9 protein-coding genes and 4 tRNA genes are annotated in these 11627 nt (G+C 59.6%); 4 read left to right on the top strand and 9 right to left on the bottom strand.

Annotated features, from left to right (window positions below; genetic code table 11):
- Positions 1-29 precede the first annotated feature (29 nt).
- Genes hemC through hemY form a run of 4 tightly spaced genes read left to right on the top strand, consistent with a single transcriptional unit; the run spans position 30 to position 4055 of the window.
- Positions 30-971, top strand: a complete 942-nt coding sequence (hemC, locus tag ACJ8IN_RS17485) for a hydroxymethylbilane synthase (protein WP_004934233.1) — start codon at positions 30-32, stop codon at positions 969-971.
- A complete protein-coding gene (gene hemD, locus ACJ8IN_RS17480) occupies positions 968-1708 on the top strand; it encodes a uroporphyrinogen-III synthase (RefSeq protein WP_033636649.1) in 741 nt (246 codons plus the stop codon). The genes hemC and hemD overlap by 4 nt, the downstream gene beginning before the upstream one ends.
- A 22-nt stretch (positions 1709-1730) precedes the next feature.
- A complete protein-coding gene (hemX, locus tag ACJ8IN_RS17475; RefSeq protein ID WP_164105545.1) occupies positions 1731-2855 on the top strand; it encodes a uroporphyrinogen-III C-methyltransferase in 1125 nt (374 codons plus the stop codon).
- 3 nt (positions 2856-2858) lie between these two features.
- Entirely contained in the window at positions 2859-4055 is a 1197-nt protein-coding gene (gene hemY / locus ACJ8IN_RS17470; RefSeq protein ID WP_060388290.1) for a protoheme IX biogenesis protein HemY, read from the top strand.
- 725 nt (positions 4056-4780) lie between these two features.
- Here hemY and ACJ8IN_RS17465 read toward each other — a convergent pair.
- From ACJ8IN_RS17465 to wzxE, 9 genes are all read right to left on the bottom strand, one after another.
- Positions 4781-4857, bottom strand: a tRNA-Pro gene (locus tag ACJ8IN_RS17465).
- Between the two features lie 74 nt (positions 4858-4931).
- Positions 4932-5018 (bottom strand) — tRNA-Leu (locus ACJ8IN_RS17460).
- A gap of 41 nt (positions 5019-5059) precedes the next feature.
- Positions 5060-5135: transfer RNA gene (locus ACJ8IN_RS17455), tRNA-His, on the bottom strand.
- A 59-nt stretch (positions 5136-5194) separates the two neighbouring features.
- Positions 5195-5271: transfer RNA gene (locus tag ACJ8IN_RS17450), tRNA-Arg, on the bottom strand.
- 135 nt (positions 5272-5406) lie between these two features.
- The gene (gene thrP, locus ACJ8IN_RS17445) at positions 5407-6810 is read right to left on the bottom strand and encodes a bifunctional threonine/serine APC transporter ThrP (RefSeq protein ID WP_033649864.1); all 1404 of its coding nucleotides are present in this window, start codon (positions 6808-6810) and stop codon (positions 5407-5409) included.
- Positions 6811-7175: 365 nt separating this feature from the next.
- Positions 7176-7916, bottom strand: coding sequence for a lipopolysaccharide N-acetylmannosaminouronosyltransferase (wecG, locus tag ACJ8IN_RS17440; protein ID WP_033636645.1), 741 nt, complete (start codon positions 7914-7916; stop codon positions 7176-7178).
- A 14-nt stretch (positions 7917-7930) separates the two neighbouring features.
- Positions 7931-9298: an ECA oligosaccharide polymerase gene (gene wzyE / locus ACJ8IN_RS17435; RefSeq protein WP_060424193.1), complete on the bottom strand. Its 1368-nt coding sequence runs from the start codon at positions 9296-9298 to the stop codon at positions 7931-7933.
- Positions 9295-10380 carry a TDP-N-acetylfucosamine:lipid II N-acetylfucosaminyltransferase gene (locus ACJ8IN_RS17430; RefSeq protein ID WP_033636643.1) on the bottom strand — a complete coding sequence of 362 codons (1086 nt, stop codon included), beginning with the start codon at positions 10378-10380 and terminating at the stop codon, positions 9295-9297. Before ACJ8IN_RS17430 ends, wzyE begins: the two co-directional genes overlap by 4 nt.
- Positions 10377-11627: a lipid III flippase WzxE gene (gene wzxE, locus ACJ8IN_RS17425; protein WP_060424191.1), complete on the bottom strand. Its 1251-nt coding sequence runs from the start codon at positions 11625-11627 to the stop codon at positions 10377-10379. The genes ACJ8IN_RS17430 and wzxE overlap by 4 nt, the downstream gene beginning before the upstream one ends.

Here is an 11627-nt window from a genome sequence, read left to right as displayed (position 1 = left end):
GATGGCGAAATATAAAAACGGTAACAAGCATGTTAGACAAAATTATTCGAATTGCCACCCGACAAAGCCCGCTTGCACTCTGGCAAGCACATTATGTGCAGCAACGTCTGATGGCCTGCCATCCCGGCCTGCAGGTCGAGTTGGTGCCGATGGTGACGCGCGGCGACGTTATTCTGGATACGCCGCTGGCAAAAGTCGGCGGTAAAGGCCTGTTTGTTAAAGAACTCGAGCTGGCGCTGCTGGAAGGCCGCGCCGACATCGCCGTGCACTCGATGAAAGACGTGCCGGTCGATTTCCCCGCCGGCCTCGGTTTGACCACCATTTGCGAACGCGAAGATCCGCGCGACGCTTTTGTTTCCAACCGTTTCGCCTCGCTCGATCAACTGCCGCAGGGCAGCGTGGTCGGCACTTCCAGCCTGCGCCGCCAGTGCCAGCTGCGTGAACGCCGCCCGGATCTGATCGTGCGCGACCTACGCGGCAACGTCGGCACTCGCCTGGCCAAGTTGGACAACGGCGACTATGACGCAATTATTCTGGCGGTGGCCGGCCTGAAACGCCTGGGACTGGAGCAACGCATCCGCAGCCCGCTGAGCGCCGAAGAGTGCCTGCCGGCGGTCGGCCAGGGTGCGGTCGGCATTGAATGCCGTCTCGACGACAGCGTCACCCGCGCGCTGCTGGCGCCGCTGAACCATGCGGCCACCGAAACCCGCGTGCGCGCCGAACGGGCGATGAACACCCGTCTGGAAGGCGGCTGCCAGGTGCCGATCGGCAGCTATGCCGAACTGGATGGCGACAGCCTGTGGCTGCGCGCCTTGGTCGGCGCGCCGGACGGCAGCCAGATGGTGCGCGGCGAGCGCCGCGGCCCGGCCGCCGAGGCCGAACGGATGGGCGTTGAGCTGGCGGAAGAGCTGCTGGCGCGCGGCGCGCGCGAGATCCTGCGCGAAGTTTATCAGGGAAATCCGCCGGCATGACGATCCTGGTAACCCGCCCATCGCCTTCGGGAGAGCAGTTAGTGAGCCGGTTGCGCGCACTCGGCCGGGTTGCCTATCATGCACCGCTGATCGACTTCGCCCCCGGCGGCGATCTGCCGCAGCTGCCGCAGGCGTTGCAGCAGTTGAACGCCGGCGATCTGGTATTCGTGCTGTCGCAGCATTCGGTGAACTATGCCGATTCGGTCATCGGCCGCGCCGGGCTGAGCTGGCCCGCGCACCTGACTTATTACGCCATCGGCCGCACCACCGGGCTGGCGCTGCACCGCATCAGCAGTTTGCCGGTGGAATACCCGCGCGAACGCGAGATCAGCGAAACGCTGCTGCTGCTGCCGGCGCTGCAAAAGCTGGCGGGCAAACGCGCGCTGATTTTGCGCGGCAACGGCGGCCGCGAGTTGCTGGGCACGACGCTGAGCGAGCGCGGCGCCGACGTCAGCTATTATGAATGCTATCAACGCAGCCCGGTGCACTACGACGGCAGCGAGCAGAGCGCCCACTGGCAGCGCGCCGGTGTGGATACGCTGGTGGTGACCAGCGGTGAAATGTTACAACAGCTCTATACTTTAGTTCCTGATTACTATCGTTCTTCATGGCTGCTGCGTTGCCGCCTGGTAGTAGTGAGCGAACGCCTGGCTACCCTCGCCCGGGATTTGGGCTGGCGTACGATTCGGGTAGCTGACAACGCCGATAATGACGCGCTGATCCGCGCGCTACAATAATCTGACTATGGGATGTGCCACTATGACGGAACAAAATACCCCATCCGCTCCGGTTGAAGAGCCAACCATCGCGGTTGAGAGCTCCCAGCAGCCAGCCGCTGCCAGCCGCAAAGGCAAGAACACCGGCCCGGTGCTCGGCGCGATCGCTATCGTGCTGGTCATCGCCCTCGGCGCGGGCGGCTATTACCACACGCACCAGCAGGCGCAACAGCTGATCGCCGCCAATCAGGCGCTGCAGCAGCAGCTTGAAGGCGTGAAGCAGAGCCAGCAGCAGGAAAGAAATGCGCTGGAAGGCCTGTTGCAGCAGCAGGGTAAAACCCTGGACGCCGCCGATCGCGAGCAGGCTAACCTCGCGCGCCAACTGAGCGAGCTGCAGGAAAAAGTGGCGACCATCTCCGGCAGCGACGCCAAAACCTGGCTGCTGGCGCAGGCCGATTTCCTGGTGAAAATGGCCGGCCGCAAGCTGTGGAGCGATCAGGACGTGACCAGCGCCGCCGCGCTGCTGAAAAGCGCCGACGCCAGCCTGGCGGACATGAACGATCCTAGCCTGCTCGACGTGCGCCGCGCCATTACCGAAGACATCGGCACGCTTGCTACGCTGACCCAGGTCGATTACGACGGCATCATCCTCAAGGTCAATCAGCTGTCCAATCAGGTGGATAACCTGCGCTTGGCGGACAACGACACCGACGAAGCGCCGATGGATCAAAACAGCAGCGAGCTCTCCGGTTCGATCGCCGAGTGGCGGCAGAACCTGGCCAAGAGCTGGCGCAATTTCATGGCCGACTTCATTACCATCCGCCGCCGCGACGCCAGCGCCGAACCGCTGCTGGCGCCGAACCAGGACATCTACCTGCGCGAAAACATCCGCTCGCGCCTGCTGGTGGCCGCGCAGGCCATCCCGCGCCACCAGAACGAGACCTACAAGCAATCGCTGGAAACCGTCTCCACCTGGGTGCGCGCCTATTTCGACACCACCGATCCGGCGACTAAAGCCTTCCTGGAAGAGCTGGACAGCCTGAGCCAACAGTCGATCTCGATGGACGTGCCGGATCAGCTGAAAAGCCAGCCGCTGCTGGAAAAAGTGATGCAGACCCGGGTGCGCAACCTGATGACCCAGTCCCCTGCCGCTCACCAGGAGGGTTAAGCCATGTTACGCGTGCTATTTCTGTTCCTGGTGGTGATCGCCAGCGTGGTGCTCGGGCCGATGTTGGCCGGGCATCAAGGCTATGTGCTGATCCAGACCGACAATTACAATATTGAAACCAGCGTCACCGGCCTGGTGATTATGCTGGTGCTGCTGTTCGTGGTGCTGCTGGCGATCGAGTGGATCCTGCGCCGCATCTTCCGTACCGGCGCCCGCACGCGCGGTTGGTTTATCGGCCGCAAGCGCACCCGCGCGCGCCAGCAAACCAAAGCCGCGCTGATCAAGCTGGCGGAAGGCGACTACAAGCAGGTCGAGAAGCTGATGACGCGCAACGCCGACCACGCCGAACAGCCGGTCGTGAACTACCTGCTGGCCGCCGAGGCCGCACAGCAACGCGGCGACGACTTCCGCACTAATCAGTATCTGGAGCGCGCTGCCGAAGCGGCCGACACCGATCAACTGCCGGTGGACATCACCCGGGTTCGCATCCAGCTGGCGCAGGGCGAGAACCACGCCGCGCGCCACGGTGTCGATCGCCTGCTGAATCAGGCGCCGCGTCATCCGGAAGTATTGCGCCTGGCGGAACAAGCCTATCTGCGCACCGGCGCCTATGCGTCGCTGCTGGAAGTGCTGCCGTCGATGCGTAAAATCGAACTCCACAGCGAAGAGCAACTGCAGGCATTGCAGCAGCAGGCTTATATCGGGCTGATGAATCAGGCGATGGCGGACGAAGGCAGCGAAGGCCTGAAGCGCTGGTGGAAAGATCAGAGCCGCAAGACGCGTCACGAAGTGCCGCTGCAAATCGCGATGGTGGAACACCTGATCGAATGCAACGACCACGAACTGGCGCAGGAGATCGTGCTCGACAGCCTGAAGCGCCAATACGACGAGCGCCTGGTGCTGCTGCTGCCGCGGCTGAAGTCCGGCAACCCCGAGCAGTTGGAGAAAGCGCTGCGCCAGCAGATGAAGCAGCACGGCGCGACGCCGCTGCTGAACAGCACGCTGGGGCAGCTGCTGATGAAACACGGCGAGTGGCAGCAGGCGGCCGACGTCTTCCGCGAAGCGCTGAAACAGCGCCCGGATGCCTACGACTACGCCTGGTTGGCCGATACGCTGGAAAAACTGCATCGTTCGGATGAAGCGGCGCAGATGCGGCGCGAAGGACTGATGTTGACGCTGAAACAGAACGGCGGCGAATAGCGCCCTGCACGATTGAAGAACAGCGCGGCTCTTGATGCCGCGCTTTTTTTTGCCAGTTAACATCCTGAGGCGCAAAAAAAACACTTGCCGCAGGGCAAGTGTATAAAGAAGCAATCAGGTCTAGGACAACAGGGGCGGTGCCTCACTCAACGTTTTGCCCTGAGCGTGATGACGGGTTAGTCATCGTTCTCGTGGGCGATAGGCACCCTAAATCGGCTCTGCGTCATTCCCAGGGTTTATGAGGCCTAAGGCGAACATAAGAGGTGGAATGAGCATCTACGCTATAGATATTGCACTTGGCGTGCCAACTTTAAGGTTGAGGCCATTCCCAATATAAAATAGGTCTCAATGCATTGAAATATATTAATTTTTAATTTAACCCTGTCTTTCCTGTTATATGCCACTCTCTGGCATTCCATGCCAGCAGCCGTAATAAGAATGTCGCCTCAAAACGACGACTTAAGCCAAAGCCCATTTTATCTTTTTAAATCAATCAATTATTTGTCTCAACCTGACGACAGCGCTGGATGGCGCTGTCGCTAAAAACCAACACGCTTGCCGACAGAGACAAAGTGCCCATCCTTAGATACGCAAAAAGCCCGCGCACTGCTGCACGGGCCTACCTTCGTCTCGCTTCGCGAGGCTCGAACCTCCTGCGGAGGTACTCATCCTCATAAACTACAGACGAAAAAAAACCTGCTTTAAAAAAGCAGGTTTTTCGAATGTGGTCGGCGAGAGAGGATTCGAACCTCCGACCCACTGGTCCCAAACCAGTTGCGCTACCAAGCTGCGCTACTCGCCGATTTGTATTGCTCATACTACCCGATTTATCAGACCATTGTCCATATAAATCTTATATTTATCAGATATTTTGCGTGGTGCGAAGAGAGGGACTTGAACCCTCACGTCCGTAAGAACACTAACACCTGAAGCTAGCGCGTCTACCAATTCCGCCACCTTCGCACTGTCACAAAATACTGCTAAATCGTCACTTCGTCAGGAAGTGGGGTGGCTAATGGGACTCGAACCCACGACAACTGGAATCACAATCCAGGGCTCTACCAACTGAGCTATAGCCACCATTACTACTTCTTACTCACGCGGTAATATACCACCGCAGCTCCTGCGCACAAACTTAATGGCGCGCCCGACAGGATTCGAACCTGAGACCTCTGCCTCCGGAGGGCAGCGCTCTATCCAGCTGAGCTACGGGCGCGTAGCGCCGTTGCGGGAGGGGATACTACGGATTTACGCCAATCCTGTCTAGTGCTTTTTCGCAGAAATGTTGCGTTTGATTACGCTTTGCTCACTCCCGCGCACAAAAGCGCACTCCGTAGCCCCTTTTCGCCGTTTATTGGCGCGTTTCTACCCGATTTTCAACCGGATGATGTTTCTTGTGCATGCCGAAAGCGAAGTAGCACAGGCTGACGCCGGCTAAGAAAATCGCCCCGACCAGCAGGGAAATGCGCGTATCCGGGTTGATTCCCATGCCGACCAGCACGCAAACCAGAAAAGCGATGGTCAGATAGTTCACATACGGGAACATGATCGACTTAAAGCTGTGGTTTTTGATCGCTTCCTTATGGGCGCGGCGGAAATAGAGTTGGCTTATCAGCACCACGAACCACGGCACCATGCCCGGCAGCACGCTCGCGCTGTAGACATAAACGAACACCTGCTCCGGATTCGGGATGATGTAGTTCAGCGCGGAGCCCACCAACAGGCAGCCGATGGTGACGGCGATGCAGTTCACCGGCACACCGCTGGCGGAAAGCTTGGTGAGCGCCGCCGGCAGTTGGCGGTTCTTGGCCAGGGCGTACAGCATGCGGCCGCCGCTGTACATGCCGCTGTTGCAACCGGAGAGCGCGGCGGTCAACACCACGAAGTTGATGATGCCGGCGGCAGCAACGATGCCGATCTTGGCGAAGGTCAGCACGAACGGGCTGCCGGTGGTGCCGATGCCGTTCCACGGGAAGATGGTGACAATGACGAAGATCGCACCGACATAGAAGATCAGGATGCGCCACAGGATATTGTTGATCGCGCGTTTCAGCGTCACCTGCGGGTTCTTGGCTTCCCCGGCGGTGATGCCCACCAGTTCAACCCCCTGATAGGACGCCACCACGATGCACAGCGCAAACAGGAAGCCTTTCCAGCCGCCGGCAAAGAAACCGCCGTGCGCCGTCAAATTGGCGAAACCGATAGGTTCACCGCCGTTGCCGAAGCCGAAGAAGATCACCCCCAGCCCCACCAGAATCATCACGATGATGGTGGTGACCTTGATCATGGCAAACCAGAACTCCAGCTCACCGTACAGGCGCACCGCCGCCAGGTTGGCCAACGCGACCATCGCTACGGCGATCAGCGCCGGCACCCACTGCGGTATTTCCGGGAACCAGAACTGCACATACACCCCGATGGCGGTGATTTCAGAAATGCCGACGGCAATCCACATAAACCAGTAGCCCCAGGCGGTCAGATAACCGAAGTAGGGATTCATGTACTTATGCGCGTAAACGGCAAACGACCCGGCGACCGGCTCGAGGAACAACATTTCCCCCATCGAACGCATAATGAAGAACACGAACAGCCCGGCGATAATGTAAGCCAGCAGCACCGACGGCCCCGCCCATTTCAGCGTACTGGCCGAGCCCATAAACAGGCCGACACCGATGGTGCCCCCCAGAGCGATAAGCTCGATATGCCGGGCCTCAAGGCCCCGGTGTAGCCCTTGCGGTTTCTCTTTGTGTGCCATAAATCCTCAATAATTTTTCTCGGGTCGTGTTTGCCTGCCGGCCGCTGCCGGTCGTTATTGTCATTATTAAAAGAATAAATCATCCCCTGCCGATCGGATTGGCATCAACGGGTTGTCGGAGCGAAGTGACCGTGAGAAGGACATCGTTCAGCGCTGTCGCATCAAGCTTCAGCGGCCAGGGATAATTTCCGGGCGGTATCGTTTCGCATTTCGTCGCTATAAGCAAACCGCAATTTAAAACTTTATGGAATAAATGCGACGACGTTTAGGGCCGAGGGTTATAGATATGCGGGAGAAACGCGCAAAAGCAGATTATTGGTACAGCAGACCGGAGCGGAACAGCACTTTCCGCCCCGGATGAGGGGTTACATCTTGCCGCTGTAGTAGTAGCCGACAAACTTCAACAGCTTCAACTGCCGGCCGATGCGGCTGGGTTGGCTGAGCAGGCGGTAGAGCCATTCCAGACCGAGGTTCTGCCACACCTTGGGCGCACGCTTCACATGGCCGGTAAAGACGTCGTAGGTGCCGCCCACGCCCATATACAGCGCCTGCGGATGCACCTTGCGGCAGTCGCGCATCAGAATCTCCTGCTTCGGCGATCCCATCGCCACCGTCACGATCGCGGCGCCGCTGGCACGAATACGCTCGAACAGCGCCTCGCGCTGATCCGGTTTGAAGTAGCCGTCCTGGCTGCCCACCAGGTTGACATTCCACTGGCTGCGCAGCTTTTGCTCGGTTTCCGCCAAAACCTCCGGCTTGCCGCCGACCAGGAAGACCGGCGTGCCTTCACGGCCGGCGCGTTGCATCAAGGCTTCCCACAGATCGGCGCCCGCAACGCGCGAAACGTCCGCCGCCGGGTATTTGCGGCGAATCGAGCGCACCATGCTGATGCCGTCTGCGTACTTGTACTCCGCCTCATCCAGCAACGCATGCAGCGCCTGGTCCTCTTCCGCCTTCAGGATCTTTTCCGCGTTCATGGCCACCAGCGTGCCCTGTTTTACCCGGCCGCCGTCGAACAAAAAGTCCATGCAGTGCGCCATATCGCGAAAGCCCCACAGGCTGAAACCGCGCAGCTCATACTGCGGCACCGAAATCTTTGCTTCCATCGTTCTCATTACCCTTACAAAAGACCGTTGGCCCGAGGCGGCGACGCCAGCGCGCGGGTGCGCGTCACTCTGGCCTTGATCAGCCCGGCGGTATCGAACAGCCAATACAGCAACTTCGCCAGCACCAGACAGGCGCCGAAAATAATGCAGAAGAACACCACGCGCGACACGAATGAATCCACCCCTTCCCGCGCCAACACGATCATGTTGAACACCGCGCCGAAGCAGAACCCCTGCAGAATGGCCGCCTTATAGCGGTTCGGCTCGGTTTTGCCCAGCTCATACAGCCAGTCGAACCACTTGATGATCATGCCCACCAGAATCGCGCCGAGCGGGATAAACAGCGCGCCGCCCATCACCACCAGCGAACCGATCAGCGTCGGCGAAATCGCCAGCCCGGAGTGGTTGTTCAGCACTTCCCAGGTGAAGTAGTTGGCCGAGTTCAGCACCACGTCCGGCCGGCCGGGCCAGAGCCAGGTAGGGATAAAGACGTAGAAATCACGCAAGATCGGCGCCAGGCCCTGGAAATCGATCTTGTCGTAATTTTGCAACAGCAGCGCCAGGTTTTCCCACGGCGAGAAGGTATCGCGGGTCAGATAGAGGAAGGTATAAAACGCCTCCGCGCCGCTGACGTCCAGGCTGTAGCGCTTCAACGCCAGCCAGAACATGCCGACCACGCCGAATATGCCCGCCGCCGCCAGCATCCACAGCGTGATCCAGCCGCGCACGATGCCGATAAACAGGAACAGCGCGAAGGCGATGATGATGTTGGCGCGGGTGCCGCCGACGATCACGTAGGTCAGAATGCCGAACGCCACCGTCGCCATCAGGAACAAGAACCAGGCGCGCAGATCCTGCCGCAGGAAATAGACCACCAGCATCGCCGGAATGAAGAAGTAAAAGAACCGCTTGAGCGCCACACCGGACACGTCGCTGGAGAAAATCTGGCTGTAGGAATTGAGCTTGAACAGCAGGAAACCGTTCTGCATGAAGAAGATCCCAACGGTACCGATCGCCACCAGCGCCAGCAGCACCCAGGTCATATGGGTTTCCACCCGGTTCATGGTAAACAGCGCAGCGCGCGGCTGTGTGCGGCGCTTGCGCAGCCGGGTCTTGTAGGTAACGTAATAGATGGCGTAAAACGCCGTCGCCGACAGCAGGGCGTACAGCAGAAACTCCACCGGCACTACCTCGACGTCAAACTGGAACACCAGCAGGCAGGTCAAAGGAAAACCGAAATAAAACGTCAGCAAATACAGCAGCGAGAAGAAGACGTTGAAGTTAAAGCGCACGCGCCGAAACTCCTGATAGGTCAGCGTCAGGATAAACGTCAGGCTGACCAGATAGACGACGAACAGGCCGCCGAATTGCGCCAACGTCATGAGTGCTCTCCCGCCGCCAACGCCAGGGCTTGCTGCCAACCGTCGACATAGTTCGGATTGAAGAAGGCGATCGCCTGTTTATCCACCGCCGCCAGCTGACGCTGCGCTTCACGCACCACCGCCTCGTCCAGCGAATCGCCGTAGAACAGCACCGGCAGATGCTGTTCCGCCAAATCCTGCCAGAACGGGTTTTGCCGGCTGAGCACGAAAGGCACGCCGAACTGAATCAGCAGGCACAAAGTGCCAATCCCCTGCTGGCGATTGAAAATGAAATAGCCGAGATCGCAGGCGCGTAAAATATTGAGATAGTCCTCAAACGCCACCTGCTGCGTGAGCAGCTGCAGGTTTTTCTCGCCGAACAGCGGCAACCCGGCGGCGCGCACCTGCTCGATGTAGGCGTCGTTATTGGCCGGATAGCCCATCGGCAGGATTACGCGCACGTCGGCGCCGAACTGCTGATGAATCGCCTGCAGCGCTTCGATATGCCGATTGCTGCGATCGCCGGAGTTACCGACCAGAATCGTCATCGGCCCGGCCAGGTTTTTCTCGACGTGAACGTCGGTCAGCGCCGGATCCATGCGGGTCGGGAAGTACAGCAGCGAGGCCGGCACCCGCGCATGGCGCTGCTGGTAGTGGATCACGTCGCCGCGGGTAGCAAACACGTTCCCTACTCGCCCCTGCGCAATGCGGCGCAGCAGATAGAACAGCCGGAATTTCCAGCTGGTGGCGTCTTCATACAGATCGGCGCCCCAAATATGCCAACTGACCTGACGCGCCTTGATCTTGCCGCTCAGCAGCGCCAGCCACAGCCCCGGATTGAACTGGCCGTGCAGGAAGAAGCGCGCATCGCGATCGGCCTGAGCGCGCGCGATGACCGCCGCCGCCAGGCTTTTCTTGTCCGCATAGGGCGCAATGTTCAGGGCGGGGAAATCACCCAGTGCCGCCACATCCTTGGCCGCCACCATAAAATGCCGCGTCTGCTCAGCCGGCAAACGCGGCGCCAGCACGTCGTTGAAGAAGCGCAGCACCGTCTGGTTATGATGCGGGATATCGGATCCCAGAACGTGAATCAGTGTGGTCATACTCGTCTACGATAGATAAGAAATACGCAGCTACAGAGCGCGAAATACACGATGTAGGTTGCCATATAGGCCTGAGCCGCCCCCAACGCGCCGTGCAGCGGGATCAGCCAGTGCGAGAACAGCGTCAGCAGCAGAAACTGGCTGACTTCCGTCAGGATATAGAAGCGCAGCGACGCTTTGGCGATCACCAGATAGCCGAACACATAAGCCCCGACTTTCAGCACGTCGCCCACCAGCTGCCAGGCAAACAGATCGCGCATGGCGACGAATTTGTCCGAGAACAGCAGCCAGATGGCGAAATCACGCAGCAGCCACACCGTAAAGCTCGCCGCCGCTACCGCCGGCAGCACGAATTTCAACGAGCGCACGATCTCCCGCGAGATGGCGCCCTTGTCCGTCAGCCGCGACAGCGTCGGCAGCAGATAGACGGTAAACGAGGCGGTGATGAACTGCAGATAGGCATCGGAAATGCTGCTGACGCCCTGCCAGATCCCCACTTCATCCCAACCGTAATGCGCGGCCAACAGGTTACGCATCATCACATAGGCCACCGGCAGCGTCACCGAAGTGATCAGCGCCATGACGGTGAACTTGCCGAGGTTGCCGGCCACGAGTTTGTCCCAGCGCGGCGCCAGGTAGCTCAACGGCAGCGTTTTGCGCCGCCACAGCATCAGCCCGGCCGGCAGCACCACCAACGCCGGCACCAGTGCCAACCCCGCCAGCGCGCCTTCATAACCGCCCAGCTTGAAGCACAGGTAATAAGCCACCACGCCGATCAGGCTGCCGCCGATCACCGCCAGCGCATTGCCCATCGCGTCGCGATAGCCTTTCAGCACCGCCATAAACAGGTTGGCGTAGGCGATGCCCATCTGAATGAAAGCGACGGCGCGCACCACATCGACGTAATCGGCATGCCCGAACAGCCCGATGCTGATCGGTTCGGCGGCGAACAGAAACACCAGCGCCAGCAAGGTTGAAAAGCCCAGCACGATGCTCGACCCGGTGCCCACCGCCAGACGCAGACGCTGCGGATCCTGGTGGTACTCCGCCACGTATTTGGTGATACCGTTAAAAATGCCCGCGCCGGACAGCACGCCCAGCACGGTAATCAACTGGCGGAAGTTACCCGCCTGCCCCACCCCGCTGGGGCCAAACGCCACCGCCAACAGTTTCACCACCAACAGCCCCACGCCGATTTTGATCAGCGTGGAGCCGGCGGTCCATATCGATGCTTTTGCCAACGACAT

Origin of the sequence: Serratia sp. CY31944 (genome assembly GCF_052169175.1) — a bacterium.
In the GTDB taxonomy this organism is placed as follows: domain Bacteria; phylum Pseudomonadota; class Gammaproteobacteria; order Enterobacterales; family Enterobacteriaceae; genus Serratia; species Serratia sarumanii.
Note: the sequence above shows the minus strand (reverse complement) of the source record. Positions and strands in the feature narration are given on the sequence as shown.